Source organism: Rhizobium sp. NZLR8, from assembly GCF_019685025.1.
Lineage (GTDB): Bacteria > Pseudomonadota > Alphaproteobacteria > Rhizobiales > Rhizobiaceae > Rhizobium.
In genome coordinates this window covers 1-25634 of record NZ_JABDVY010000025.1, presented here as the reverse complement: position 1 = coordinate 25634, position 25634 = coordinate 1, and the positions used below count along the sequence as shown (strand labels likewise).

Below are 25634 nucleotides of genomic sequence, written 5' to 3'. Positions count from 1 at the left end.
TTTCATCATGTCCGGTTCCGTCTCTCCGCTCGCTCCGAAATCCTTCGTCTCGATGCCGCCGCTGCGCGGCGTGCGCATGGCGACGGCTTCCGCCGGCATCAAGTACAAGGACCGCACCGACGTGCTGATGATGGTCTTTGACAAGCCGGCGGCCGTTGCGGGCGTCTTCACCCGTTCGAAGTGCCCGTCGGCGCCGGTCGATTTCTGCCGGGCCAATCTGCCGCATGGCAGTGCCCGCGCCGTCGTCGTCAATTCCGGCAATGCCAATGCCTTCACCGGCCTGAAGGGCCGCCAGGCGACCGCACTGACGGCGAAGTCGGCTGCCGCTGCAGTCGGCTGCGCCGAAAACGAAGTCTATCTGGCCTCGACCGGCGTCATCGGCGAGCCGCTCGACGCCACCAAATTCTCAGGCGTTCTGGAGCGGATGCAGGTCGAAGCGACCGGCGATTTCTGGTTCGAGGCCGCCAAGGCGATCATGACGACCGACACCTATCCAAAAGTTTCGACCCGCAGCGCCGAGATCGGCGGCGTCGTCGTGACGATCAACGGCATTGCCAAGGGCGCCGGCATGATCGCGCCCGATATGGCGACGATGCTTTCCTTCGTCGTCACCGATGCCGACATCGCGCCCGAGGCGCTGCAAGTGCTTCTGTCCGATGGCGTCGGCCCGACCTTCAATTCCATGACCGTCGACAGCGACACTTCCACCTCCGACACGCTGATGCTGTTTGCGACGGGTGCTGCGGCCAAGGACGGCCAGGCCCGTATCGAAAGTGCCGACGACCCGCGCCTTGCAGCATTCCGGGCCGCACTCAACGACGTGCTGAAGGATCTGTCGCTGCAGGTGGTGCGGGACGGCGAGGGCGCCACCAAGATGCTCGAAATCATCGTGACGGGCGCCGAGAGCGATGCCGCAGCCAAGCGCATCGGACTGTCGATCGCCAATTCGCCGCTGGTCAAGACGGCGGCCGCCGGCGAAGACGCCAATTGGGGCCGCATCGTCATGGCGGTCGGCAAATCGGGCGAGATGGCCGACCGCGACCGGCTGGCCATCTGGTTCGGCGACATCAGGGTCGCGGTCAATGGCGAGCGCGATCCCGATTATTCCGAGGAGGCCGCCTCGAAGGTCATGAAGGCGCAGGATATCCCCGTCAAAGTTGACATTGGACTCGGCACTGGTTCGGCAACCGTCTGGACCTGCGACCTCACCAAGGAATATGTTGCGATCAATGGCGACTATCGGAGCTGATCGTTCTTTGGTGCAGGCATCCATCTCTTCACACAATCTGCCGCTGGTGCGCAGGCTGGAGGCCGTCGGCTTCCGGGCCTGGCCGGCGGCGTCCGTGCAATATGACGGCAGCTGGCAGGTGCGGCTGACGGCCGGCCATCCGTCCAACCGGCTGAATTCGATCGTGCCGCTCGATCCCTCGGACCATCGCGACGTCGAAATCCGCCTGGAAAAGGCGAGCCGGAAGTTCGAGGCCTATGGCCGCGCCGCCGTCATCCGCCAGACGCCGCTTGCTTCGCCGGTGCTGATCGAGCTTCTGCGCGCGCAGAGCTGGACGCGGTTCGACGAGACGGTGGTGATGACCTGCGACCTTGCCGAGGCCGAGCTGCCGGATACGCTCGATCACCTGCCGACCCATGATATCGGCCGGTTCGTCGACGCCAACCTCGCCGTCGACCGGGCGCCACTGAACTTGAAGCCGGCGCTTGCCGAGATCATTTCGGCGATCAAGCCGCCGTCCGGCCTGTTCATGATCGAGAATGCGGCGGACGGCCCGCTGGCGACCGTGCTCTGCGTTCAGGACAACGACCTTGCCGGCATCATGTCGCTTTCGGTCTCCGAAACGCGGCGGCGCGAGGGACTGGGCACCGAGATCCTGACCTCGGCGCTGCGCTGGGCGCGCATGCGCAGCGCCCGATCGGCCTGGCTGCAGGTGAAGTTGTCCAACCGTCCGGCCATCGCACTCTATGAACGCCTCGGTTTTCGCGACGCTTATCATTATTGCTATTGGCAGCAGGAGCCGCGATGAGCGATGCCGGCCGGAAGATATTGCTGGTCGTCGCCTGTGCGCTGATCGATGCCGATGGGCGTATCCTATTGGCACAGCGCCCCGAGGGAAAGTCGCTTGCCGGGTTGTGGGAGTTTCCCGGCGGCAAGGTCGAGCCCGGCGAGACGCCGGAGGAAACGTTGGTGCGGGAGCTCGAAGAGGAGCTCGGCATCAACACCAAGATCGCCTGCCTGGCACCGCTGACTTTCGCCAGCCACTCTTACGAAACCTTCCACCTTTTGATGCCGCTTTATATCTGCCGGCGTTACGAGGGCATTCCCCAGGGCCGCGAGGGTCAAGCACTGAAATGGGTGCGTCCGCAGGCGCTACGCGATTACCCGATGCCGCCGGCCGACGAGCCGCTCATCCCAATGCTGCAGGATTTACTTTAAAGCGCATCACGCCGATCCGGATTCGGATGATGCGCTTTAGTCTTTGTCTTTTGCATGATGCCTCCCCGGAACCGCTGCAAATTTCCCGATGATATGTATTAGCGTTACCTGATTATTATCATGCCGGGCCATTTTCGGCTGTGGATATTAATGGATCATTTAACACCTTCTGCCAAAGATCGGCCTCAATCAAGCATCTGGCGTGCGTGTATTAAAAGGCTTGACGTCATGGACGATGATTTCTGGAAAGCTGTCCGGGAAAAGGAACGGGTTTCGTCTGCCTCGCGCAGGACGGGTGCGCTTAATATCGCCCTTCTGTTCGGCACGGCGGTGGTCGCCCTGACGCTTATCCTGACGCCGATGCTTGCGGATTCCTCGAAGAAGAGCGTCTTTGCCAGCGCGCCGCTTGAATTCGACACGATGACAACCGGATCGATCCCGAAGAGCGAAAGCGGCAAGCGTTATACGATCCGCCGCAGCGTCCTCCAGGATACGCCCGGCTCGGTCTGCGTCGTCCAGGGCTATGGCGTCGGCGCCGGTTGCTGAAAAATGCCGGCCATCGCCCGATGGTCGTGGAATGGTCGTTTGCTGTCAGTTCGCGCCAAGGGTTGGGGTCATGCATCTTTTGAAAGCATTTCTTGCAGATAACAGAGGTGCGACGGCCATCGAGTACGGTCTGATCGCCGCGCTCATTTGCGGCGCTCTCGTCTCGGGTCTCGGGTTCTTCACCGGCGCCCTTCAGAATGTCTTCAACGTGATCAACAACGGTATGATCACAAATTGAAGAGACCGTCGCTGTCACTGGCTGAGCTTGTGCTCGTCCACCTTCAGCGCATCGGCAAGGCGTGCCTTGGCTGAACCCGGCTTCAGCGGCTTTTGCTGGCTCTCGTGCGGCGCCCATCCCGAGACATAGATGATCGAGAAGGTCGCGCGGATGCGCCCGTCGGGATCGGAATAGCGCTCGGCATAGATCTCGGCTGCACGCAGGAAGAAGGCGCGCGTCAGCGGCACCCGGCCCCGGGCTGCAAGCGGATTGCTCATGCCCATGGCTCTCAGATCCCGCATCAGCGGAAATAGCGAATCATATCGTACCGTGTAGTTTTCCGCGTCGATCACCGGCAGCGCGAAGCCGGCGCGCTGCAAGAGGCTGCCGACATCGCGCACATCGGCGAAGGGGATGACACGCGGGCTTGCGCCGCCTGTCATCTCGACCTCGGTGGCCAGCAGCACGTCGCGCAGTTCCTGCAGCGTGCTGGCACCGGGGATAGCCGCCAGGAATAGGCCGTCCGGCTTTAGAGCGCGACGGATCTGGATGAAGACGCCTGGCGTATCGTTGGTCAGATGCAGGCTGAGCGGAGCAAGGATGAGATTGGCCGATTGCGGCTGGAGCGGCACGTCCTCAAGCGGCGCCTCGATCAAGGTTTCGCCTGGGCTCGCATAGGCCTTCTCGCTCTCGACGCGCATCATCGTGCCGATCTTGCCGGTCGCCAGCGCGGCACGGGCGGCGGCTCCAGTTGCGCCATGCAGTTCGACGGCGGTCTCGAAGGTCCGCTCGATAACAGCAAGCCTTTCCGCCATTTCCTCAGCGGCAATGTCGAGCAGGAAGGCGGCTTTCGGGTCGTTATTCGCGAGCGCGCGATGACGATGTGCGGCGATCAGGGCTCTGTCGAAGATCGATTCCATGACGATGTCATTAATCCTGTGGCGCTGACGCAGCAAGACGATTTTCCTTTCTGGAAGAACGCGCTAAAGCGCGTCGCGATCTTTCAGATTCGCTCCATGCGCTTTAGCTCTTTGTTTTTAGGCATGTCGTTGACGCAAAAACCGCTGCACACTTTTGCGCGACATGCTTTAGTCTCAGCCGCATGAGGCCGATCGATGGCAAAACACGGACGGAGTTCTTGCGGGCGCAGCTCTTGCGGCCGTTTTCCGTGCTTGCAGATTTTCTCTATCCCCCCGCCTGTTCCGTCTGCGGCATTTCGACCGGCGGCCATCGCGGGCTGTGTGCGAAATGCTGGTCCGGCATCCGCTTCATCGAACGGCCCTATTGCGAGGTGCTCGGCATTCCCTTCTCGCATGATCTCGGCACCGGCATCCTCAGCGCCGAGGCGATTGCCCACCCGCCGCCCTTCGATCGGCTGCGCTCGGCTGCGACCCACGACCATGCGGTTCGCGATCTCGTGCATGGGTTGAAATATCGCGACCGCACCGATCTGGCGCCGATGATGGCTGCCTGGATGCTGCGCGCTTCCGACGGGACGGTCGAAAGCTGCGATGCGCTGATCCCGGTGCCGCTGCACCGCACCCGTATGCTGGCGCGCAAATTCAACCAGGCAGCCGAACTTGCCCGCCATATGGCAAGGCTCTCGGGTAAGCCGCTTCTTGCCGCCACACTTGTGCGCGTCAAGCGCACCAGCCAGCAGGTTGGCCTTGGCGCGAAGGCGCGCGAAGGCAATGTCAGGGGCGCTTTCGCGATTGCCAAAGGTTGCGAAAACGACATTTTCGGCAAGCGCATCGTCCTCGTCGACGACGTCTATACAACAGGGGCGACGGTGGCTGCGGCAAGCCGGACGCTGCGCAAGGCGGGCGCGGCCGAGATAACGGTTTTGACCTTTGCAAGGGCGTTGTCCGAGCCTATATGACAGAAATACCCGGCATCGGTCTGGAGAGATTATGATACCCGTCACCATCTATACGCGGCAGTTCTGCGGTTTTTGCACCCGCGCCAAGTCCCTTCTCGAAGAAAAGGGTGTCGACTACGTCGAGCACGATGCGACATATTCACCGGACCTTCGCCAGGAGATGATCGGCAAGTCGAACGGGCGTACCACCTTCCCGCAGATCTTCATCGGCGGCGATCATGTCGGCGGTTGCGACGATCTGTTTGCGCTCGATCGGGCCGGCAAGCTCGATCCGATGCTGGCGGCCTGAGGACGAACCGATGAGCTTCAAGGCCGCCGCCGTCCAGATGTGTTCCGGGGTCGATCCGGTGAAGAATGCCGCCGCCATGGCGCGGCTGGTGCGCGAGGCCGCCGCCCAAGGCGCGACCTATGTGCAGACGCCTGAGATGACCGGCATGCTGCAGCGCGACCGCGCGGCGGCGCGTGCGGTGCTCGCAGACGAGACGCATGACATCATCGTCAAGACCGGCTCCGAGCTCGCCCGGGAACTCGGCATCCACATGCATGTCGGCTCGACGGCGATCGCGCTTTCCGACGGCAAGATCGCCAATCGCGGTTTCCTGTTCGGCCCCGACGGCAGGATCCGCAATCGCTACGACAAGATCCACATGTTCGACGTCGACCTCGACAATGGCGAGAGCTGGCGTGAAAGTGCTGCCTATACGGCTGGCTCGGAGGCGCGCGTCCTGTCGCTGCCCTTTGCCGAAGTGGGCTTTGCGATCTGCTACGATGTGCGCTTTCCAGCACTCTTCCGCGCCCAGGCGGTTGCCGGCGCCGAGGTGATGACAGTTCCCGCCGCCTTTACCAAGCAGACCGGCGAAGCGCATTGGGAGATACTGCTCAGGGCACGCGCGATCGAGAACGGTGTCTTTGTCATCGCCGCCGCGCAGGCCGGCCGGCACGAGGACGGGCGCGAGACCTTCGGCCATTCGATGATCGTCGATCCCTGGGGCACGGTGCTGGCGTCGGCCGGCGCCACAGGGGAGGCGGTCATCATCGCCGACATCGATCCCGGCGCGGTCAAGGCTGCGCATGACAAGATCCCGAATCTGAGGAACGGCCGGGAGTTCTCGGTCGAGAAGATTGCGGGAGCAGTCGCCGGAGGCGTCGCCGCTTGATCCGCTATTCCCTCACTTGCGACAATGCCCATGAATTCGAAGGCTGGTTTTCGGAAAGTGCCGATTTCGATCGTCAGGTCGCGACCGGTTTCCTGACCTGTCCGGTCTGTCATTCCGCCGCCGTCTCCAAGCTCCTGATGGCGCCCTCGGTGTCGACGGCGCGGAAGAAGGACGAGAGGCAGACGCTGGCGATGGATGCCCTGCGTCAGGAGGCGCTGCAAAAGCTCAAAGAGGCGGTCGCCGCGGTCAAGGCCAATTCCGAGGACGTCGGCACGCAGTTTCCCGAGGAAGCCCGCAAGATCCATTATGGCGAGGCGGATGCCCGCGGCATCATCGGCCAGGCGACGGTCGACGAGGCGCAGGCGCTGCTCGAAGAGGGCATCGAGATCGCCGCCATTCCGGTTTTACCTGAAGATGTGAACTGAAATGCAGTCCGCGCGTCTTGCCCTCTACAATTTCGGCCTGCACATCGCGCCTGCCGAAAGCGAAACGGTCGAAGGCTTCGTTCTCCGCGAGCCCTTGAATTTCGAAGCCGCCGGCCGTGCCTGCGGCTTTATCGGACGCTCCGGTTATCCCGGTTATCCCGGAGCCAGAAGCTGGGGCGTTCAAGTCTTTCCCCGTTATATCGAAGGCAGCGGTTTTACGTCCGCGCCCTCCTCCCTTTCGCTCTGGGCCGACATCGAGTGCCTGATGGCCTTTACCTATAACGGCGTGCATGCCGAGGCGCTGAAACACGCGCGCAACTGGAATGTGACACAGACATGGCCGCCGCTGGTTCTGTGGTGGGTGTCGGGGCATCACCGGCCCGATTGGCAGGAGGGTGTCGAACACCTCGAATATCTTGCCGATCACGGGCAAAGCCCTCGCGCCTTTACGTTCAAGCAGGCTTACGGGCCTGGCGGAGCGGAGACGACAATCGATCGCGACCGGGTCAGGGAACTTGCCGCTCGCAATGCAGAAACTCAAAAGGATCTGCTTGCCTGCGTCCGAACGCTGAAAGTGTAGCGCTTATTATCGGTGGAGCTATGCGGGTCGCTTCGCCAGCAGCATATAATTCACGTCCATATCCCTGGACAGGCTCCACTGATTCGACAGCGGATTGAAGAAGACGCCGGTGCGGTCGGTGATTTCGAGGCCGCTTGCCGCCAGCGGCTTTTCCAGCTCTTCCGGGCGCACCAGTTTCTCGTATTGGTGGGTGCCCCGCGGCAGCCAGCGTAGAACGTTCTCGGCGGCGAAAATGGCAAGCGCTGCCGCCTTCATCGTGCGGTTGATGGTGGCAACGAAGATCAGGCCGCCGGGACGGACCATTTTTGCGCAGGTGGTCATGAAGAACTCGACGTCGGCAACGTGTTCGACCACTTCCATGTTCAAGACGATGTCGAAGGTTTCGCCGGCGTCTGCCAGCTCCTCGGCGGTGACGGCGCGATAGTCGACCGAAACGCCGGAAGCCCTGGCATGGGTCGAGGCGATGCCGATATTCTTCTCGGACGGATCGGCGCCGGTGACTGAGGCGCCCATGCGGGCGACCGGTTCAGACAACAGACCGCCGCCGCAGCCGATATCGAGTACGCGCAGGCCGTCGAACGGGCGGGCGCTTTTCGGATCACGGCCGAAATTCTCGCAGGCCTTGTCTCTTATATAGGTGAGGCGGACGGGGTTGAATTTGTGCAGCGGCTTGAACTTGCCGGTCGGGCTCCACCATTCCGCCGCCATTGCCGAGAAGCGGTCCACCTCGGTCTGGTCGATCGTGCTTCTGGCGGTTTCCGTCATCGTCCTCTCCTTCGTTCGTCCCAAGTGAAGTCGGACGATCGGGGGCATAAGTCAAGGGGCACGGTTCAGGGTGGCGGCAGACGCGTTGGGGTGATGCCGGTTGCGATTAGGCGTGCCTCCAGCGCAGCACCATGGGAAAGTACATGTTCGTCGCCGAAACGGCGGCCGACAATCTGCAGCCCGACGGGGAGCTCATCGGCGGCAAGGCCGACGGGCAGCGAGAGGGCCGGAAGCTGCGGCAGCATATTGAAGGGACAGGTCATGTCGAGGCCCTTGAAGCGGCCATCTGTAAGCGTCGAGACATAATCGTCGTCGGTCTCGTGGACTGGCGGGGCGGTGATGGCGCAGGTCGGGCAGAGCAGGGCGTCGTAACTCTCGAAAAGCCTGGCCATGTCGCGCCACATCGAAGTGCGCAGCAGTTCCACCCGCTTGTAGGCAGTGGCGTTCATCGCCATGCCGCGCTCGATCATCGTAACGACAGCGGCATCTATATTGTTGCGATATCTTTCGATCGTCTCGCCGAAGAAGGCGGACATGAAGACGCACCAGAGGTCGAGCCATTCGTCGTTGACCGCGCGCGTCCAGGGCATCGGAACCTCGTCGACAATCGCCGGCGAGACGCAATTCGCCGACCGCGTCGAGGACGACGCGCTGCACTTGCGGCTCAACGTGGTAGTAGCCGAGGTCCGGACCAGAGTCCGAGCGCACGGTCGAGTTTTACAGTGTCAGTCATGTTCCGCCTCCGCGAAGAGTTATGGTTATCTTCATGGCGAAAGCTGCCAAAGCAGGGTTCGATATAGCTGCTCCGCGCAAGTCTTCGCCTGCATTTTGTTTTTGTGAACAAATGACGAAGGAAGGCGGACGGATCGAACATAACCCCAAGAGGTTATGCGGAGCGAGCGGTGCGGCCCTGTTCCCAGAGGAGATCCGAGTTGCAGGGGCAGGAGAAGCGTATGCGACGGTCGCAATGCTTGCTACCGTCGCTTACGGGCATCAAGCAGTTGCCGCTGGCCGGTTGGCGATCTTGTCGTACCAGGCCTTCAATGCCGTCGTCTCAGCAGGGATTGGCGCGGAGATTGCGTTTGTAGCGAAATCCACGGTCACCAGTGCCGTGATATCGGCCACCGAGAAGGCATTGCCGGCAACAAAGGGGACGTCTTTTAGGCGCATTTCGAGATCGCCGTAGAAATTGGCGAGACGTTTCCTGCTACGGTCGATGAGGGCAGGGATCTGTTCGTAATCATGCGGGCCAGCAATGGCGCGGTCCTTCAGTCCTGGCACGGTGTTGCGGATCGCTTCCATTGTGGAGGCGAAGCCTTCCGCCTCTACCCGCCGATCCCACATGGCAATGATCGCTTTTTCCTTCGGCGTCGTACCGAGCAGCGGCACATCAGGATATGCCTCGTCGAGATAACGCTGGATGGCGGGAACCTCGCCGATCGCCGTGCCGTCATCGAGCACGAGGGTCGGCACCACCACGCGCGGGTTGACCGCCCGGTAGCTATCGGAGAATTGCTCCTTGGCGCCCAGGTCGATAGCGACCAGTTCGACGTCGAGGCCCTTTTCGGCGATCAGTATCCGCACGCGGCGAGAATTGGGCGAACCCTTGGATTGATAGAGTTTCATTGTCCTGTCCTTGAAGGATTGAGATGGATGAGCGTTTACAGTTTCGATCCGCCGTCGACGCGGAGTGTGTCGCCGGTGATCCACCGGGCATCGTCGGAAGCGAGGAAGACGATGGCGCCGGCAATATCGTCCGGTTGGGCGATGCGCTTCAGCGCCTGCATGCCGAGCGTGAAATCCCGGCCGGCATCCGTCTTGGTGAAGTTCGACATGTCGGTCTCGACGACGCCGGGGGCAACGGCATTGACTCGGATGCCATGCGGGCCGAGCGCCGAGGCAAAATGCTTGACCAGTGTATCGATTGCGCCCTTCGTCGCGGCATAGGCCGAAAGCGTGCCGACCGAGGCATGCGCCGCGAGCGAGGAGACGAAGATGACACTGCTGTCGGTGCACATCACCGGCCGCAGCTGCTGCACGAGGAAGAAAGGCGCCCGGACATTGACGGCGTAGAGACCGTCGAAGTCTTCGACCGTCATGTCCTCGATTGTCGCGGCTTTCGAGACGCCGGCGTTTGCCACCAGAATGTCAAGTCGCCCGCCGATAATGTCGCGGGTCTGCCTGGCGAGCTTGTGCGGTCCGTCTACTGCCGAAAGGTCGGCACCAATTTTTTCGGCGCGGCCGCCGGTTGCGCGGATCTCGGCGACAACAGCGTCGGCTTCTGCCGGGCTGCTAGCGTAGTGGACGAGCACCTGTGCGCCTGCCTTGGCCAGCGCCCGGGCGCTGGCGCGGCCGATGCCGCGCGAGGCACCAGTGACGAGGGCGGTTTTACCTGAAAGATTGGGCACGAAGGTCTCCTTTCGAGTTAGAATTCAGGATGATCCGCGCATGGTCGATCGGCCGGTAGTCGCGTGCTGGGTGTCGGCTGGGCTTGTCGGAGCGCTGGATTGCGCCGGTTTGGGTCGGTTACTTCAGTGCATCGAGGAAATGAGATGCGTGCGCGACGAAGAGCTCGGGATACTGATACTGCGAGCCGTGGTTCGCATCGGGGTAGATGATGAGCTGCGCGTTCGGGATGTGTTGCTGCAGGATGAAGGAGTTGACGGTATAGATGATCACGTCGTGTCCTCCATTCACGACCAGCGTCGGCTGATGGATCGCCTTGAGATAGTCGAAGGGATTCTCGCGAGGAGCGCCCCACTTGCCAAGTGCTGCGATCTGGGCCGATGCTACCTTGTCGCTGACGTCCGGATCACGACCCTCGCTGCGTAGACGGAAGCGCTTCAGATATTCGCGGCCGGCCGTCTGGCTTTTCTCGGAAGGTGTGAAAAAGACGCCAAGCCAGAGATTATCCGGATCCGCATAACTTGCGCCGAAGATCTGTTGGGCCTCGGGCGTCAATGTTGTCATGCCTTCACCGCTGCGCGGACCGGTACCGACGAGGATCAGCCGGCGCACGAGCAACGGTTCTGCGATCGCCAGTTCCTGTGCGACAAGTCCGCCGAGCGAGAAGCCGAGAACGTCGACCTCAGTCAGCCCAAGCGCCTTGATGAAGACTGCGGCGTTGATGGCCATTTCTTCGATTGAAGTTGGCACTTCGCCAGAGGTGCTTGATATGCCGGCATTGTTGAACAGGATCACCTCGCGATTCCTTGCCAAACCATCGGTTACCAGTGGATCCCAATGATCCATCGTACCGGTGAAGTGCATATTGAAGACGAGCGGAATGCCGTCTTTATTGCCAAAGCGGCGATAGGCGAAGCGGATACCGTTGGCGTCGACGAATTCGGTCGGGGCGGTCTGGTGGGTAAACATCGTATTCATCCTTTGCTGGGGTTTGGAGGATGCGGGCGGCCAGGGGCCGCCCTTGAGTTCGGCATTAACCAGCAGTCTTGCCGCCATCGACCGTGACGATCTGGCCGGTGATGAACGAAGCTTTGTCGGAAGCAAGAAGGGCGATGGCATGGGCCATCTCTTCCGGCTGACCGATACGGCCAAGCGGCACGCCAGAAAGCAGTGCAGCCTTGTTCTCCGGTGTGCCGGTGAAGCGGTTCAGCATGCCCGTCTCAGTCGGGCCAGGTGCCACGGCATTGACACGAACGCCGGTCGCGGCGACTTCGAGCGCCGCCGACTTGGTCATGCCTTCGACCGCATGCTTGCTGCCGACGTAAACGGACGCGCCGGCGGCTCCTTCATGACCATAGGTCGACGAGATATTAATGATACTGCCGCGGCCCTGCGCCTGCATGACGCGCAACTCGTGCTTCATCGAAAGCAGCGTACCGAGCACGTTGGTATCGAAGGTCGCTCCATAGCTCTCAGCGGTCTGTTCGGTCACGGCGCCCGGCTTGCCTTCGGTGCCGGCGTTGTTGACCGCTGCATCCAACCGACCGAAGCGTTCGATCGTCTGATCCACCAGCTTGCGGACATCGTCATCGTCGCGAACATCCGCGCGGATGAACTCGGCTTCAGCGCCTAGCGAGCGAAGCTCGGTTTCCAAGGCATGGCCTGCTTCCTCATTGCGGCCGGAAACGACAACTCGGTTACCTTCCTTGGCCAGTGCTACTGCAGCGGCTCGACCGATGCCGGTCAGCGCGCCTGTGATAAGAACGACGGGGGTAGACATGATATTAATCCGTTGAAAGTCATTGTTTTTCCGAAAGATCGATCAAAACAGGCGCAGATTTTGTCGTCTGATTTTGTTTCCGTGATCGTTTCCGTTGAGCAAAGATCTAGGCGCTTCTTGCGCCGATGAAAAAGACTTTGTAAGTTGGTAGCCATGCCTTCCAGGCATGGAGGTAAAGATGGAACTCCGGCATCTTCGCTATTTTGTCGCCGTCGTCGAAGAAGGCAGCCTGACGCTTGCCGCTGAACAACGGCTGCACACGGCACAGCCTTCGCTCAGCCGTCAAATCAGGGATCTCGAATACGAGGTCGGCGTTCCGCTGCTGACGCGTAGCGCGCGGGGTGTGGAGGCGACGGCAGCCGGGCTTGCCTTTCTGGAGCATGCACGTCAGGCGATTGCTCAGGCGGAAGCTGCGGTGGAGGCGGCGCGGCGCGCTGCAGAGCCTAGCAAACCGGTGTTCTCCATCGGCTTTCTGACGGGACAGGAGGTGGATTGGCTCCCTCATGCCACGAGAATTCTTCGGGACGAGCTGCCCAACATCGAGATCAGGGTCTCGAGCCAGTATTCGCCGCAGCTTGCCGATGAACTCCAGCGCGGAAAACTCGATATCGCCTTTCTGCGCCGCGAACCGAAGCCGGATATCGAATATGTCGTCATCGCAAGAGAACCGCTGGTGGTGATCCTGCCAAGCGACCATCGCCTTGCCGCATGCAAGGCGATCGATCCCATGGATCTTGCCAGCGAGACTTTCATCGGGATGTCCGATACGCCGCATATACTCCGCGGCGTCATCAACGACTATTTCGATCGGCTCGGTCTCAAGATCGCGCCGAAGCACCTGATCGACAATTTCGCCATGGGCGTGTCGCTTGTCGCGTCCACCCGCGGCGTCGCGCTGCTTCCCGCCTATGCCGAGAACTTCCTATCCTGGTCGGTCATCAGCCGCCCGCTCATCGGCGAGGCGCCGACAATCGATCTGATGGTGGGGTATCACAAGGCAAACAGCTCGCCATTGCTCAAGCTCTTCCTGTCGCGTGTGGACGATATGATCGAGCGTTTTTCCGACAAGGTGAAATGAGAGTCCTGCGATCTGTTTTCTCAATCCTACGTGCCGGGACCTCCGCGGGCAACGTGACGGGTAGTCAGGGACAGCTTTTGACGCAAAGTTGGGTAATTGCTTTTATCGCGCGCGCTTGCCTCCCCCTGCCAAACTCGCTAAGAGACGCCGCAACTTGGGGCCTTGGGGACCTAGGCTTTTTGAGCGGTTCCGGAAGTCGGGAGCCCGGCTCTCTGGCCAAGCGGTCTGCCCCAGAGCTTTCGTGATGCCGGGTCCGGTTTTCCGCTTTCCCGGCGCCAGTCGTGGTAGAGGCATATGGCACGCATCGTAATGAAATTCGGCGGCACGTCCGTCGCTGACCTGGACCGCATCAAGAACGTCGCCCGCCATGTAAAACGCGAAGTCGATGCCGGCCACGAGGTGGCGGTTGTGGTGTCGGCCATGTCCGGCAAGACCAATGAACTGGTCGGCTGGGTCCAGGGCATGCCGAAGGTGATCGGCGCCAATTCGCCGTTTTACGATGCGCGGGAATATGATGCGGTGGTCGCCTCCGGCGAGCAGGTGACCTCCGGGTTGCTGGCGATCGCATTGCAGGCGATGGATATCAATGCGCGCTCCTGGCAGGGGTGGCAGATCCCGATCCGCACCGACAATGCGCATGGCGCGGCGCGCATCATGGAAATCGACGGTTCCGACATCGTCAAACGGATGGGCGAGGGGCAGGTTGCCGTCATTGCCGGCTTCCAGGGACTGGGACCAGACAACCGCCTCGCGACGCTCGGACGCGGCGGATCGGATACGTCGGCCGTCGCAATCGCGGCAGCTGTCAAGGCGGATCGTTGCGATATCTATACCGATGTCGACGGCGTTTACACGACCGACCCGCGCATCGTGCCGAAGGCGCGCAGGCTGAAGAAGATCGCCTTCGAGGAAATGCTCGAGATGGCATCGCTCGGCGCCAAGGTGCTGCAGGTGCGCTCGGTCGAGCTTGCCATGGTGCACAAGGTGCGCACCTTCGTGCGCTCGTCATTCGAAGATCCCGATGCTCCGGGCATGGGCGATCTGCTAAACCCGCCCGGAACGCTGATTTGTGACGAGGATGAAATCGTGGAACAGGAAGTAGTCACCGGCATCGCCTATGCCAAGGATGAGGCTCAGATCTCGCTTCGCCGTCTAGCCGATAGGCCGGGCGTTTCCGCGGCGATCTTCGGGCCGCTCGCGGAATCCCATATCAATGTCGACATGATCGTCCAGAATATCTCCGAGGACGGGTCGAAGACCGACATGACCTTCACCGTACCGTCAGGTGACGTCGAGAAGGCAATCAAGGTGCTCGGCGACCATAAGGAGAAGATCGGCTACGATGTCGTGCAGAACGAATCGGGGCTGGTGAAAGTGTCGGTCATCGGCATCGGCATGCGCAGTCACGCCGGCGTTGCGGCTACCGCATTTCGTGCACTTGCCGAAAAAGGCATCAACATCAAGGCGATCACGACCTCCGAGATCAAGATTTCCATCCTGATCGACGGTCCCTATGCAGAACTCGCTGTCAGGACTTTGCATTCCTGCTACGGTCTGGATAAGAATTGATTCCCAGTGGGCGGCCTGCCCCTTCAGGTTGAGGAGACGAAGGCCGGCCCGCCGGGACTGAGTGCGTTGTTTCGGGAGCTTGAGACGCCATGAGAGACCTTTCCGGCGGTCCGCGCGTGCTGCTCAGGCGGCTGCGCGAGTTGATGGCGGAGCCGCTGGAGCCGCAGGATCGTCTTGACCGGATCGTCCGCCAGATCGCCGGCAACATGGTGGCGGAGGTGTGCTCCGTTTACGTGCTGCGGGCCGACGGCGTGCTCGAACTCTATGCGACCGAAGGCCTCAACCGTGAGGCCGTGCACCTGGCGCAACTGAAAATGGGGCAAGGCCTGGTCGGCACGATCGCCGCCTCGGCCCAGCCGCTGAACCTTTCCGATGCGCAGTCGCACCCTGCTTTCCGCTACCTGCCGGAAACGGGCGAAGAGATTTACCATTCCTTCCTCGGCGTGCCGATCCTCAGGACCGGGCGCTCGCTTGGCGTTCTCGTCGTGCAGAACAAGGCGAGCCGCAACTATCGCGAGGAAGAGCTGGAAGCGCTCGAGACGACGGCGATGGTGCTGGCCGAGATGATCGCCACCGGCGAGCTGAAGAAGATCACCAAGCCGGGCCTCGAACTTGACCTGACGCGTTCAGTGACCGTCGACGGCGACACGTATAATGACGGCATCGGCCTCGGTTACGTCGTGCTGCACGAGCCGCGCATCGTCGTCACCAATTTGTTGAACGAGGATGCCGAGAAGGAAATCCGGCGGCTGGCCGAAGCCATGGGCTCGCTGCGGATCTCGATCGACGACATGCTGTCGCGTCGCGATGTCTCGATGGAGGGCGAACATCGAGAGGTGCTCGAGACCTATCGCATGTTCGCGCATGACCAGGGCTGGGTGCGCAAGCTCGAGGAGGCGATCCGCAACGGCCTGACGGCGGAAGCGGCGGTCGAGAAGGTGCAGAGCGACACCAAAGCCCGGATGATGCGGTTGACCGACCCCTATCTGCGCGAACGCATGCATGATTTCGAGGATCTGGCGAACCGGCTGCTCAGACAATTGACGGGGTATACCGGGCGGACGACTGCCGAAGGTTTCCCCAACGATGCGGTCGTCCTGGCGCGTGCCATGGGCGCGGCGGAGCTGCTCGATTATCCGCGGGCCAATGTGCGCGGGCTGGTGCTGGAAGAAGGCGCGGTGACAAGCCACGTGGTGATCGTTGCGCGCGCCATGGGTATTCCGGTCATCGGCCAGGCAGCCGGTGTGGTGGCGCTCGCCGAGAACGGCGATGCCGTGATCATCGACGCCGACGAGGGACATGTACATCTGCGACCGATGGCCGATCACCGGCGTTCCTACGAGGAAAAGGTTCGCTTCCGCGCCAGGCGGCAGGAACAGTTCCGGGCGCTGCGCGCCGTCGAGCCGGTGACCAAGGATGGGCAGCGGATTGGGTTGATGATGAATGCGGGGCTGCTGGTCGACCTGCCGCAGCTTTCGGAATCGGGTGCCGAGGGCATCGGCCTCTTCCGCACCGAACTGCAGTTCATGATCGCCTCCACCATGCCGAAGGCGGACGAGCAGGAACAGTTCTATCGCAATGTGATAAAACAGGCGGCGGGCCGCGCCGTCACCTTCCGTACGCTTGATATCGGCGGCGACAAGGTCGTGCCGTATTTCCGCGGCCATGAGGAAGAAAATCCCGCACTCGGCTGGCGCGCCATCCGGCTGTCGCTCGACCGGCCGGGACTGTTGCGTACCCAGCTGCGCGCTCTGTTGAAGGCATCGGCAGACACCGAGCTGAAGTTGATGGTGCCGATGGTGACCGAGGTTTCCGAGCTGAAGATCGTGCGCGAGCTGTTGCAGAAGGAAGTGCAGCATCTCTCGCGCTTCGGCCACGGGCTGCCGCGCAAGCTGCAATTCGGCGCGATGCTGGAGGTGCCTGCACTGCTTTGGCAGCTCGATGAACTGATGGAGGCGGTCGATTTCGTCTCGGTCGGTTCGAACGACCTCTTCCAGTTTTCGATGGCGGTCGATCGTGGCAATGCGCGGGTCTCGGACCGCTTCGATCCGCTCGGCAAACCGTTTTTGCGCATTCTGCGCGATATCGTGCGCGGCGCGGACCGGAACAAGACGCCGGTAACGCTCTGCGGCGAGCTTGCCAGCAAACCGATCTCGGCGATGGCGCTGCTCGGCATCGGCTTCCGTTCGATCTCGATGTCGCCGGCCTCGATCGGGCCGGTGAAGGCAATGCTGCTCGGGCTCGATGTCGGGGCGCTGACCAAGGCGATGGACGAGGTGCTGGACGATATCCACGCCATGATGCCGATGCGCGAGGTGCTTGCCCGCTTCGCCGAAAGCCACAATATTCCCCTTTAGACAGAGACTAAGAAGAATCGGAGTGAAGGGTGGCGAAGCTTCCCGTTGAAAAGATGCGCGAGCTGGAACGCCGTTTCGGCGAGATCGAAGCGCGCATGTCGGCCGGCCCGGCTGCCGATGTCTATGTGAAGCTCGCATCCGAATATTCCGAGCTGCAGCCCGTCGTGACGAAGATCCGCGCCTATGAGAGGGCGATCGCCGAGCTTGCCGATCTCGAAACGCTGCTCGAAGACAAGTCGGTCGACCGCGAAATGCGCGACCTTGCGGAGCTGGAGCTGCCCGAGGTGAAAGAGCAGATCGAGGCGCTTGAGCAGGAGATGCAGATCCTGCTGCTGCCGAAGGATGCGGCTGACGAGAAGAGCGCCATCCTCGAAATCCGCGCCGGCACAGGCGGCTCTGAAGCGGCCCTTTTTGCCGGCGATCTCTTTCGCATGTACGAGCGTTTTGCGGCGGAGAAAGGCTGGAAGGTTGAGGTGCTCTCGGCGAGCGAGGGCGAAGCCGGCGGCTACAAGGAAATCATCGCGACGATCACCGGCCGGGGCGTGTTCGCCAAGCTGAAATTCGAATCCGGCGTGCATCGTGTGCAGCGTGTGCCGGAGACCGAGGCGGGCGGGCGCATCCATACGTCGGCCGCAACGGTGGCTGTGCTGCCGGAGGCCGAGGAGATCGACATCGAGATCCGCCAGGAGGATATCCGCATCGACACGATGCGCTCTTCGGGTGCCGGTGGCCAGCACGTCAATACAACGGACTCCGCGGTGCGTATCACCCATCTGCCGAGCGGTATCGTCGTCACCAGCTCGGAAAAATCGCAGCACCAGAATCGCGCCAAGGCGATGCAGGTGCTGCGCTCCAGGCTCTACGATGCCGAGCGGCAGAGGGCCGACAGCGAGCGCTCGGCCGACCGCAAGAGCCAGGTCGGCTCCGGCGACCGCTCGGAACGCATCCGAACCTATAATTTCCCGCAGGGTCGCATTACCGACCACCGTATTAATCTGACGCTCTACAAGCTCGACCGGATGATGGAAGGTGAGATCGAGGAGGTGGTGGATGCGCTGATGGCCGATTACCAGGCAAGCCAGCTGGCACAACTCGGCGAGCAACAATGAGCTCGACGGTCGCCGATACGCTTGCCGAAGCGCGCCGCCGCTTCATCGAAGCAGGTGTCGCCGACCCGGCGACCGATGCGCGGTTGCTTGTCGCGGGCCTTCTGAAGCTATCGCCGACCGAGCTTTTGACGCGATCGTCCGAGCGGCTTTCTTCTGAGCAGGCCGAGGTGATTTTCAAGGCGGTGCAGCGGCGGCTCGGTCATGAGCCGGTGCATCGCATTCTCGGCGAGCGGGAGTTCTATGGCCTGCCGCTTCGGCTCTCAGTGGAAACGCTGGAACCGCGACCGGATACGGAAATCCTGGTCGATACGGTGCTTGCCTATCTGAATGACCTTGCAGAGGCGCAAGACCATCTCCATATTCTTGATATGGGAACCGGGACGGGGGCGATATGCCTTGCGCTTTTGAGCGAATGTCCTGAAGCGTCAGGTATCGGCAGCGATATTTCGGCGGATGCACTTCGGACGGCAACATCGAATGCAGAAAGAAACGGATTACAGGATCGTTTCCAAGCCGTACAGTCGAGATGGTTCGAGAGCATCCAGGGTTGGTTTCATGCGATTGTCTCAAATCCGCCCTATATTGCTTCCAATGTCATTCACGATCTTGCTCCCGAAGTGACGAAATTTGATCCGGTTGCGGCACTGGATGGCGGCCCGGATGGGCTTGACGCCTACCGCGCGATCGCCAAAGATGCCGCAAGGTTCATGAGGCCCGATGCGGTCGTCGGACTCGAAATCGGCTACGATCAGCGAAACGATGTGACGGCGATTTTTGAAGCGAAAGGCTTCAAATGCCTCAAATCCGTAAAAGATTATGGTCAGAATGATAGAGTGCTCGTGTTCGCGCTCGCGTGACTGGCGATAATTGCTGCATTGAACAGGACATTATTGTTATTGCGAAGAAAAGGCTTGGATTTCCACGGGAAGCAATATAGGTTGCGGTCACGTGTTGGGCAGATAGGAATGAACGAGATTCGTTCGGTACTTGGTTTGCCTCGGGGGTCCGCTCTTTTAAACGAGAGTTTCAACGGTTGAACACGACCCAATGCGTGAATCAGTCAATCTGACTTGAAAACCAAGCGGCAGGTCGGCGCAAAGGCGCGGTATGCTCGCGGCACAAAGGTCCTGACCCGCTTTTCGGTCATGGCGGTTGGTGCCATGTATCCATCATAAACAGAGAATTCAGGTGAACGATCTATGAGGCCAGGACAGCAGAACAAGCGCGGTCGAGGGCGTGGTAACAACAATAACGGCGGTGGCGGCGGCGGAAGTAACAATAACAATAACAATAACAACAATTTCAGCCGCAAGGGCGGCAATCCGCTGACCCGGACCTATGACAGTTCCGGCCCCGATGTGAAGATTCGCGGTACTGCTCAGCATATCGCCGAAAAATACGCACAGCTCGGCCGCGACGCCCAAAGCTCCGGCGACCGCGTGATTGCCGAGAACTATCTCCAGCACGCCGAACATTACTATCGTATCATCGCCAGCGCCCAGGCGCAGATGCAGGAACGCTTCCAGCGCGACGATCGCGGCGAATATGATCGCGATGGTTCTGATCGGGACGGTGCGGATCGCGACGGCGACGATATGGATAACAACGACAATGACGGCGACGATGTCGTTATCGTCCAGCCGCCGCAGAGCAGGCAGCAGCACCGGCCGCAGGCACAGCCGCAACCGGCGCCTGCCCCGGCGGCTGCACCGGCACCCCAGCCCGAGGTGATCGACGGAACCGGCCCGCAGCCGGAGATCGAAGGCATTCCGGCCGAGGTCGCCATGGATGAGGAAGGCTCCGGCGGTCAGCCGCGCCAGCCCCGCCGTCGCAGCACCGGCAGCCGTCCCCGTCGCCCGCGTCGCGGCGCTGAAGGCGAAGCAGCCGCTGAGGGCGAGGGTTCCTCTGGCGAGGCGCCGGTACTGGCTGACGCCGCATCGGAATGAGGATTTCGCTTCTCCTTCAGGGGGAGTATGAGGTTCATGCCATCTGTTAGAATTGCGACGAAAATCCCCGGCTTCGCGCCGGGGATTTTCGTTTTGTCGGCTCTTTAAACTCGCAGAACAGGGTACCATATTCTCCTCGACTGCTTCGCCCAAATCTGAGATGGGCCAAGCGCGGCCTGCCTTTTCAGGGGGTCGATCTCAATCATCGGTCTGCGCCTCGTCAGGGCAGGGCGATCCATGGAGGTAGAATATGAATATCGAGAAATACTCCGAGCGGGTGCGCGGCTTCATTCAGTCGGCGCAGACCTATGCGCTGGCGCAGGGTCACCAGCAATTCACGCCCGAACATGTGCTGAAAGTGCTGCTCGACGACGATCAGGGCATGGCGGCGTCGCTAATCGAGCGCGCCGGCGGCGATGCCAAGGCTGCACGCCTCGCCAATGACGCAGCGCTGGCCAAACTGCCGAAAATTTCCGGCGGTAACGGCAATATCTATCTGGCGCAGCCGCTCGCCAAGGTGCTCTCGACCGCCGAAGAGGCGGCGAAGAAGGCCGGCGACAGCTTCGTCACCGTCGAGCGCCTGCTGCAGGCGCTGGCGATCGAATCCTCGGCCTCGACGTTTTCGACACTGAAAAACGCAGGCGTGACGGCCCAGGGCCTGAACCAGGTCATCAACGACATCCGCAAGGGCCGGACGGCGGATTCTTCCAATGCGGAGCAGGGTTTCGATTCGCTGAAGAAGTTCGCACGTGATCTCACCGCCGAAGCCCGCGACGGCAAGCTCGACCCGGTGATCGGCCGCGACGACGAAATCCGCCGCACCATTCAGGTGCTTTCGCGCCGCACAAAGAACAATCCTGTGCTGATCGGCGAACCCGGTGTCGGCAAGACCGCGATCGTCGAGGGTCTGGCGTTGCGCATCGTCAACGGTGACGTGCCGGAATCGCTGAAGGACAAGAAGCTGATGGCGCTCGATATGGGCGCGCTGATTGCCGGTGCAAAATACCGCGGCGAATTCGAGGAGCGGCTGAAGGCCGTGCTCAACGAGGTGCAAGCTGAGAACGGCGAGATCATCCTGTTCATCGATGAGATGCACACGCTGGTCGGCGCCGGCAAGGCCGATGGGGCAATGGACGCGTCCAACCTTCTGAAGCCCGCTCTTGCCCGCGGTGAGCTGCATTGCGTCGGCGCGACCACGCTCGACGAATATCGCAAACATGTCGAAAAAGACCCGGCGCTTGCTCGGCGCTTCCAGCCTGTTGTCGTCGACGAGCCGACGGTCGAAGACACGATCTCGATCCTGCGCGGCCTGAAGGAAAAATACGAGCAGCATCACAAGGTGCGCATCGCCGATGCCGCGCTGGTGGCGGCTGCGACGCTTTCCAACCGCTATATCACCGATCGTTTCCTGCCCGACAAGGCGATCGACCTGATGGACGAGGCGGCGGCGCGGTTGCGCATGCAGGTGGATTCCAAGCCGGAAGAACTCGACGAACTCGACCGCCGCATCATCCAGCTGAAGATCGAGCGCGAGGCACTGAAGAAGGAAACCGACGTTGCCTCGGCCGACCGGCTGAAGCGGCTGGAGACCGAACTGACCGGCCTCGAAGAGGAAGCCGATGCGCTGACGGCCCGCTGGCAGGCGGAAAAGCAGAAGCTCGGCCTTGCCGCCGATCTCAAGAAGCAGCTCGACGATGCCCGCAACGAACTGGCGATTGCCCAGCGCAAGGGTGAATTCCAGCGCGCCGGCGAGTTGACCTACGGTGTCATCCCGGATCTGGAAAAGCAGCTGGTCGATGCTGAGAGGCAGGATGGCGAACGCGGCGCGATGGTGCAGGAGGTTGTTATCCCCGACAATATCGCCCATGTCGTTTCCCGCTGGACCGGCATTCCGGTCGACAGGATGCTGGAGGGCGAACGCGACAAGCTGCTTCGGATGGAGGATGAACTGGCGAAATCGGTAATCGGCCAGGGCGATGCGGTTCAGGCGGTGTCGCGCGCTGTGCGCCGCGCCCGCGCCGGTCTGCAGGATCCGAACCGGCCGATCGGCTCGTTCATTTTCCTCGGCCCAACCGGCGTCGGTAAAACGGAGCTCACCAAGGCGCTCGCCCGCTTCCTCTTCGACGACGAAACGGCGATGGTGCGCATGGACATGTCGGAATATATGGAGAAGCACTCCGTTGCCCGGATGATCGGTGCGCCTCCGGGCTATGTCGGTTATGACGAAGGCGGGGCGCTGACGGAGGCCGTGCGCCGCCGGCCGTATCAGGTCGTGCTGTTCGATGAGATCGAAAAGGCGCATCCAGACGTCTTCAACATCCTGCTGCAGGTGCTGGATGACGGACGCCTGACGGACGGCCAGGGGCGGACCGTCGATTTCCGCAACACGATGATCATCATGACCTCGAACCTCGGCGCCGAATATCTGACGCAGCTCAAGGACGGTGACGACAGCGATACGGTTCGCGAGGAGGTGATGGAGGTTGTGCGCGGGCATTTCCGGCCGGAATTCCTGAACCGCATCGATGAGATCATTCTGTTCCACCGGCTGAAGCGTGAGGAGATGGGCGCGATCGTCGATATCCAGCTGAAGCGGCTGGTGGTGCTGCTGTCCGAACGCAAGATCGTCATCGACCTTGACGAGGAAGCGCGCCACTGGCTGGCGAATAAGGGTTACGATCCGGTCTACGGCGCAAGGCCGTTGAAGCGGGTGATCCAGAAATTCGTGCAGGATCCGCTGGCCGAGCAGATCCTGTCGGGCCAGGTGCCTGATGGGTCGACGGTGAAGGTGACGAGCGGTTCGGACCGGCTGCAGTTCAGGACGCGGCAGACGGTGAGCGAAGCGGCCTAAGCCGTTTCTCCGGATGAATGAGAATGGCGGCTTTGGCCGCCATTTCTGTTTGGCGGGGGCGAAACGACTGAACGGTTCATCAGCTTGCCGGCTATAGCGGCGATTACTTGCTCGCCACCTGATCTGCCGTCTGATTGTTCAGCAGCGTATCGATACGCTTGCGCTCGTCCTCAAACTTGGCCAGCGCTTCGCCCTGCAGCGATTTGCCGCCCGGCAGACGGATGCGCAAGGGATCGACCTTGGTGCCGTTGACGATCAGCTCGTAGTGCAGGTGCGGTCCGGTGGACTCGCCCGTCGTGCCGACCCAGCCGATCACCTGACCCTGACGAATCTTGGCGCCGGGGATAACGCCCTTGGCGATGGCGCTCTGGTGATTGTAGGAGGATTCATAGCCGTTGGCATGGCGGATGATCGTCTGGTTGCCGTAACCGCCGGAATCCCAGCCGGCTTTTTCAACAGTGCCGTTGCCGGCGGCGATGATTGCCGTACCGCGGGGGGCCGCCCAGTCGACACCGGTGTGCATGCGGGCGAAACCGAGGATCGGGTGACGGCGCATGCCGAAGCCCGATTTGAAGATGCCGTTCGGAACTGGGTTGCGCAGCAGGAACTGGCGGATGCTCTTGCCGTTCTCGTCGAAATAGTCGACCGTGCCGTCATCGGGGTCCTGGAAGCGGTAGAAGCGCGTCTGCGTATCGCCGAAACGAGCGTTGACGTAGAGCAGTTCGGAATCCTCGGTCGCCTGGCCGGCGCTGTCGGCGACGGAGAAGAAGGCCTCGAGACTATCGGTCGACCTCAACTGCGCCTGGAAATCGACATTGCTGGCGAGCAGCTTGATGATCAGCGCCGTCATATCCTTGGTCATGCCGTAGGACAGGGCCGCGCGATAGATGCCGTCATAGACGCGCGGCAGGTTCTGGCCGGGTGGCGGCGCGAATGAATTGTCATCGAAGGCGGTGGCGATGGCATCCAGCATCGGCGGCTCGCTTCCGGGCACGTATCTGCCCTTGTCGTCGACGGCCACGGTGACGAGATGGCGCGTGCCGCGATAGACGCTGGCTCGAATGATCTTTGCCTGCTCGCCCTTCTGAATGATGCCGATCCGCAGCACGTCGCCCTTGTCGAGATCGGCGGAACCCAGTTGCTGTGAGATAAACCCGGCAATGCCATCGGCATATTGCTGCGGATAGCCGGAATCCGTCAGCGCCTTGGCGATCGGCGTATCGACGCGGACGGGCAGGATGTCGTCGGCGAACTCCTCGGTCTGCGGCGTGATCGATTCCGATGCGGAAACGGTCATGTTCTGTTCGAGCACGCGAGCCGACAGGCCGGCGGTCAGATCGACATCGGCATCCTCATTGGAGAAGCGGCGTGGATCGACGTAATAAAGGGCTGCAAGCTGCGTGTTGCCATCAGTCAGCACCGAGCCATTGGAACGCACGTTTTCTTCGACCTCTTCGAGCGACAGGCCGGACGCCATCTTCATGCTGCTCTTGCCGGTCGGGAAGGAAATGGTCTTTAGGCTGACTTCGGATTCGACATCGGAGCCGTAAAGCGCGCCAGTGCGGCTTTGCGGGGCGGGCTGCGGCTCGTCGGCGGAAAAGATCGCCAGGGGATCAAAGTCGGGATAGTCCTCGGTCGCCACATGGTTGGCGGCCAGCGTCATCTTCACATGCGCGAAAGGCTGGCGACGAACGACCTCTTTCTCGCCATCGTGGACGACGGTCGAAACTTCCATGATGGCACGGTCGGAAGGTTTTGCGGCGATGGCGGGCGCGATCAGCCTTCCGCCGCGCACCACTGTCGTATCCTCGTGCGCGTCCGCGGCAGCACTTGCATAGGCCTCGGCGGGGATCGCCAGTTGCTGGCGGCCGTCAAGAGCGGCAAAAAGCGCGACGCCCATCAGAACGGAGGATGTAATGCCGGTGAGGAACGTGCCCGAGAGCCAGCGCAAGGAAACCTCGCGGCGGTCGGGCGCACGCCTGCCGTCGGCCAGAAGCGGAGGCTCGTTGCCCAACGAGCGGATCATCATTTTCTCCGTCATCATGGCAGTCGGGTCCGCGTCCTTACATTCGACGTCTCTGGAAGCATTTCTCGGCCATCCTGGCTGGGGCGAAAGATGTGCATATTATAGGCATGGAAGTCAAATCGCACCGGGAAAGGCAGTCTGCCTGCATTTGCCTGTGTGAATCGTGTGTCTCTTAAGACCAGCAGATTGTGATGATGTCGGGGCGCGGTGGAGTGGAAAAAGCATTCCTCCCCCAAAAAGTCGAAAGAGGTTCATTTTCCTGGCCGCGGCAGGTCGGTCGGAATCCGGGAAACGACCGCATTTCCATGCGGTCTGAAATTTATCCCGTAAAAACAATTGCTTGAAAGAAAAATCAGTTTTTTCGAAAAGCGCTGTTGACTGTTTGGGAGGGTTAGTTCTATAAGCCCACTCACTGAACGAGGGCGGCGGCGCTGCTGGCGACGAAGTCTTTCGTTCTAAAGAAACTCAAGCGGATTGGCGATTGCTGGTTTGTGTTC

At 61.3% G+C, this 25634-nt stretch carries 25 protein-coding genes; 17 read left to right on the top strand and 8 right to left on the bottom strand.

The annotated features are described in order from the left end of the window. The first annotated feature begins 7 nt into the window (after positions 1-7). From argJ to HJB89_RS32235, 5 genes are all read left to right on the top strand, one after another. Entirely contained in the window at positions 8-1249 is a 1242-nt protein-coding gene (gene argJ / locus HJB89_RS32255) for a bifunctional glutamate N-acetyltransferase/amino-acid acetyltransferase ArgJ (protein ID WP_221151002.1), read from the top strand. Further along, positions 1230-2036: an N-acetyltransferase gene (locus tag HJB89_RS32250; RefSeq protein WP_207581963.1), complete on the top strand. Its 807-nt coding sequence runs from the start codon at positions 1230-1232 to the stop codon at positions 2034-2036. The genes argJ and HJB89_RS32250 overlap by 20 nt, the downstream gene beginning before the upstream one ends. After that, positions 2033-2446, top strand: coding sequence for an 8-oxo-dGTP diphosphatase MutT (gene mutT / locus HJB89_RS32245; protein ID WP_007632760.1), 414 nt, complete (start codon positions 2033-2035; stop codon positions 2444-2446). The genes HJB89_RS32250 and mutT overlap by 4 nt, the downstream gene beginning before the upstream one ends. A gap of 228 nt (positions 2447-2674) precedes the next feature. Further along, the gene (locus tag HJB89_RS32240; protein WP_207581962.1) at positions 2675-2992 is read left to right on the top strand and encodes a hypothetical protein; all 318 of its coding nucleotides are present in this window, start codon (positions 2675-2677) and stop codon (positions 2990-2992) included. A gap of 70 nt (positions 2993-3062) precedes the next feature. Continuing rightward, entirely contained in the window at positions 3063-3230 is a 168-nt protein-coding gene (locus HJB89_RS32235; RefSeq protein ID WP_207581961.1) for a Flp family type IVb pilin, read from the top strand. A gap of 14 nt (positions 3231-3244) precedes the next feature. On the opposite strand, the gene HJB89_RS32230 is transcribed toward HJB89_RS32235, so the two are convergent. Next, positions 3245-4129: a methyltransferase domain-containing protein gene (locus HJB89_RS32230; RefSeq protein WP_221133198.1), complete on the bottom strand. Its 885-nt coding sequence runs from the start codon at positions 4127-4129 to the stop codon at positions 3245-3247. A gap of 182 nt (positions 4130-4311) precedes the next feature. Between HJB89_RS32230 and HJB89_RS32225 the strand changes: the two genes are divergently transcribed. The 5 genes from HJB89_RS32225 to HJB89_RS32205 are packed head-to-tail and all read left to right on the top strand — an operon-like array spanning position 4312 to position 7250. Continuing rightward, entirely contained in the window at positions 4312-5088 is a 777-nt protein-coding gene (locus HJB89_RS32225) for a ComF family protein (protein ID WP_221133191.1), read from the top strand. A 31-nt stretch (positions 5089-5119) separates the two neighbouring features. Continuing rightward, a complete protein-coding gene (gene grxC, locus HJB89_RS32220; RefSeq protein WP_221150993.1) occupies positions 5120-5377 on the top strand; it encodes a glutaredoxin 3 in 258 nt (85 codons plus the stop codon). A gap of 10 nt (positions 5378-5387) precedes the next feature. Then, positions 5388-6245 carry a carbon-nitrogen hydrolase family protein gene (locus tag HJB89_RS32215; protein ID WP_221133189.1) on the top strand — a complete coding sequence of 286 codons (858 nt, stop codon included), beginning with the start codon at positions 5388-5390 and terminating at the stop codon, positions 6243-6245. Further along, on the top strand, positions 6242-6670 hold the full coding sequence (locus HJB89_RS32210) for a DUF1178 family protein (protein WP_207581957.1): 429 nt from the start codon (positions 6242-6244) through the stop codon (positions 6668-6670). Before HJB89_RS32215 ends, HJB89_RS32210 begins: the two co-directional genes overlap by 4 nt. Position 6671: 1 nt before the next feature. Continuing rightward, positions 6672-7250: a DUF3291 domain-containing protein gene (locus HJB89_RS32205; RefSeq protein ID WP_221133187.1), complete on the top strand. Its 579-nt coding sequence runs from the start codon at positions 6672-6674 to the stop codon at positions 7248-7250. Positions 7251-7268: 18 nt separating this feature from the next. On the opposite strand, the gene ubiG is transcribed toward HJB89_RS32205, so the two are convergent. The 6 genes from ubiG to HJB89_RS32175 form a co-directional block, all read right to left on the bottom strand. Beyond that, a complete protein-coding gene (gene ubiG / locus HJB89_RS32200; RefSeq protein ID WP_221150992.1) occupies positions 7269-8015 on the bottom strand; it encodes a bifunctional 2-polyprenyl-6-hydroxyphenol methylase/3-demethylubiquinol 3-O-methyltransferase UbiG in 747 nt (248 codons plus the stop codon). A 65-nt stretch (positions 8016-8080) separates the two neighbouring features. After that, positions 8081-8605, bottom strand: a complete 525-nt coding sequence (locus HJB89_RS32195) for an amidase (RefSeq protein ID WP_259672169.1) — start codon at positions 8603-8605, stop codon at positions 8081-8083. 403 nt (positions 8606-9008) lie between these two features. Beyond that, entirely contained in the window at positions 9009-9641 is a 633-nt protein-coding gene (locus HJB89_RS32190; RefSeq protein ID WP_221133185.1) for a glutathione S-transferase family protein, read from the bottom strand. Positions 9642-9676: 35 nt separating this feature from the next. Continuing rightward, positions 9677-10423, bottom strand: coding sequence for an SDR family oxidoreductase (locus HJB89_RS32185; RefSeq protein ID WP_221133184.1), 747 nt, complete (start codon positions 10421-10423; stop codon positions 9677-9679). A 118-nt stretch (positions 10424-10541) separates the two neighbouring features. Further along, a complete protein-coding gene (locus tag HJB89_RS32180; RefSeq protein WP_221150991.1) occupies positions 10542-11390 on the bottom strand; it encodes an alpha/beta fold hydrolase in 849 nt (282 codons plus the stop codon). A 64-nt stretch (positions 11391-11454) separates the two neighbouring features. Continuing rightward, the gene (locus HJB89_RS32175) at positions 11455-12201 is read right to left on the bottom strand and encodes an SDR family NAD(P)-dependent oxidoreductase (protein ID WP_221150990.1); all 747 of its coding nucleotides are present in this window, start codon (positions 12199-12201) and stop codon (positions 11455-11457) included. A 178-nt stretch (positions 12202-12379) separates the two neighbouring features. Here HJB89_RS32175 and HJB89_RS32170 point away from each other — a divergent pair, with 178 nt between their 5' ends. The 7 genes from HJB89_RS32170 to clpB all read left to right on the top strand — a co-directional run bounded on the left by HJB89_RS32170 (position 12380) and on the right by clpB (position 23111). Then, positions 12380-13279 (top strand): LysR family transcriptional regulator, encoded by a 900-nt coding sequence (locus HJB89_RS32170; RefSeq protein WP_207581949.1) that lies wholly within the window; start codon positions 12380-12382, stop codon positions 13277-13279. Positions 13280-13573: 294 nt separating this feature from the next. Next, positions 13574-14848 carry an aspartate kinase gene (locus HJB89_RS32165; protein WP_003566987.1) on the top strand — a complete coding sequence of 425 codons (1275 nt, stop codon included), beginning with the start codon at positions 13574-13576 and terminating at the stop codon, positions 14846-14848. 89 nt (positions 14849-14937) lie between these two features. Further along, positions 14938-17205 carry a phosphoenolpyruvate--protein phosphotransferase gene (ptsP, locus tag HJB89_RS32160; RefSeq protein ID WP_207581948.1) on the top strand — a complete coding sequence of 756 codons (2268 nt, stop codon included), beginning with the start codon at positions 14938-14940 and terminating at the stop codon, positions 17203-17205. 29 nt (positions 17206-17234) lie between these two features. Further along, positions 17235-18314, top strand: coding sequence for a peptide chain release factor 1 (prfA, locus tag HJB89_RS32155; protein WP_221133182.1), 1080 nt, complete (start codon positions 17235-17237; stop codon positions 18312-18314). Continuing rightward, positions 18311-19171 carry a peptide chain release factor N(5)-glutamine methyltransferase gene (gene prmC / locus HJB89_RS32150; RefSeq protein WP_221133181.1) on the top strand — a complete coding sequence of 287 codons (861 nt, stop codon included), beginning with the start codon at positions 18311-18313 and terminating at the stop codon, positions 19169-19171. Before prfA ends, prmC begins: the two co-directional genes overlap by 4 nt. A gap of 342 nt (positions 19172-19513) precedes the next feature. Continuing rightward, a complete protein-coding gene (locus tag HJB89_RS32145) occupies positions 19514-20260 on the top strand; it encodes a DUF4167 domain-containing protein (RefSeq protein WP_221150989.1) in 747 nt (248 codons plus the stop codon). Positions 20261-20510: 250 nt separating this feature from the next. Beyond that, a complete protein-coding gene (clpB, locus tag HJB89_RS32140) occupies positions 20511-23111 on the top strand; it encodes an ATP-dependent chaperone ClpB (protein WP_221150988.1) in 2601 nt (866 codons plus the stop codon). A gap of 103 nt (positions 23112-23214) precedes the next feature. Here clpB and HJB89_RS32135 read toward each other — a convergent pair whose 3' ends face one another. Continuing rightward, positions 23215-25155 carry a M23 family metallopeptidase gene (locus HJB89_RS32135; protein WP_164007964.1) on the bottom strand — a complete coding sequence of 647 codons (1941 nt, stop codon included), beginning with the start codon at positions 25153-25155 and terminating at the stop codon, positions 23215-23217. Between the last annotated feature and the right edge of the window lie 479 nt (positions 25156-25634).

Excerpts from the sequence above, each read along its gene's own strand:
- argJ (WP_221151002.1), top strand. The coding sequence starts at position 8 with ATGTCCGGTTCCGTCTCTCCGCTCGCTCCGAAATCCTTCGTCTCGATG.
- HJB89_RS32250 (WP_207581963.1), top strand. The coding sequence starts at position 1,230 with ATGGCGACTATCGGAGCTGATCGTTCTTTGGTGCAGGCATCCATCTCT.
- mutT (WP_007632760.1), top strand. The coding sequence starts at position 2,033 with ATGAGCGATGCCGGCCGGAAGATATTGCTGGTCGTCGCCTGTGCGCTG.
- HJB89_RS32240 (WP_207581962.1), top strand. The coding sequence starts at position 2,675 with ATGGACGATGATTTCTGGAAAGCTGTCCGGGAAAAGGAACGGGTTTCG.
- HJB89_RS32235 (WP_207581961.1), top strand. The coding sequence starts at position 3,063 with ATGCATCTTTTGAAAGCATTTCTTGCAGATAACAGAGGTGCGACGGCC.
- HJB89_RS32230 (WP_221133198.1), bottom strand. The coding sequence starts at position 4,129 with ATGGAATCGATCTTCGACAGAGCCCTGATCGCCGCACATCGTCATCGC.
- HJB89_RS32225 (WP_221133191.1), top strand. The coding sequence starts at position 4,312 with ATGAGGCCGATCGATGGCAAAACACGGACGGAGTTCTTGCGGGCGCAG.
- grxC (WP_221150993.1), top strand. The coding sequence starts at position 5,120 with ATGATACCCGTCACCATCTATACGCGGCAGTTCTGCGGTTTTTGCACC.
- HJB89_RS32215 (WP_221133189.1), top strand. The coding sequence starts at position 5,388 with ATGAGCTTCAAGGCCGCCGCCGTCCAGATGTGTTCCGGGGTCGATCCG.
- HJB89_RS32205 (WP_221133187.1), top strand. The coding sequence starts at position 6,672 with ATGCAGTCCGCGCGTCTTGCCCTCTACAATTTCGGCCTGCACATCGCG.
- ubiG (WP_221150992.1), bottom strand. The coding sequence starts at position 8,015 with ATGACGGAAACCGCCAGAAGCACGATCGACCAGACCGAGGTGGACCGC.
- HJB89_RS32195 (WP_259672169.1), bottom strand. The coding sequence starts at position 8,605 with ATGCCCTGGACGCGCGCGGTCAACGACGAATGGCTCGACCTCTGGTGC.
- HJB89_RS32190 (WP_221133185.1), bottom strand. The coding sequence starts at position 9,641 with ATGAAACTCTATCAATCCAAGGGTTCGCCCAATTCTCGCCGCGTGCGG.
- HJB89_RS32180 (WP_221150991.1), bottom strand. The coding sequence starts at position 11,390 with ATGTTTACCCACCAGACCGCCCCGACCGAATTCGTCGACGCCAACGGT.
- HJB89_RS32175 (WP_221150990.1), bottom strand. The coding sequence starts at position 12,201 with ATGTCTACCCCCGTCGTTCTTATCACAGGCGCGCTGACCGGCATCGGT.
- HJB89_RS32170 (WP_207581949.1), top strand. The coding sequence starts at position 12,380 with ATGGAACTCCGGCATCTTCGCTATTTTGTCGCCGTCGTCGAAGAAGGC.
- HJB89_RS32165 (WP_003566987.1), top strand. The coding sequence starts at position 13,574 with ATGGCACGCATCGTAATGAAATTCGGCGGCACGTCCGTCGCTGACCTG.
- ptsP (WP_207581948.1), top strand. The coding sequence starts at position 14,938 with ATGAGAGACCTTTCCGGCGGTCCGCGCGTGCTGCTCAGGCGGCTGCGC.
- prmC (WP_221133181.1), top strand. The coding sequence starts at position 18,311 with ATGAGCTCGACGGTCGCCGATACGCTTGCCGAAGCGCGCCGCCGCTTC.
- HJB89_RS32145 (WP_221150989.1), top strand. The coding sequence starts at position 19,514 with ATGAGGCCAGGACAGCAGAACAAGCGCGGTCGAGGGCGTGGTAACAAC.
- clpB (WP_221150988.1), top strand. The coding sequence starts at position 20,511 with ATGAATATCGAGAAATACTCCGAGCGGGTGCGCGGCTTCATTCAGTCG.
- HJB89_RS32135 (WP_164007964.1), bottom strand. The coding sequence starts at position 25,155 with ATGATGACGGAGAAAATGATGATCCGCTCGTTGGGCAACGAGCCTCCG.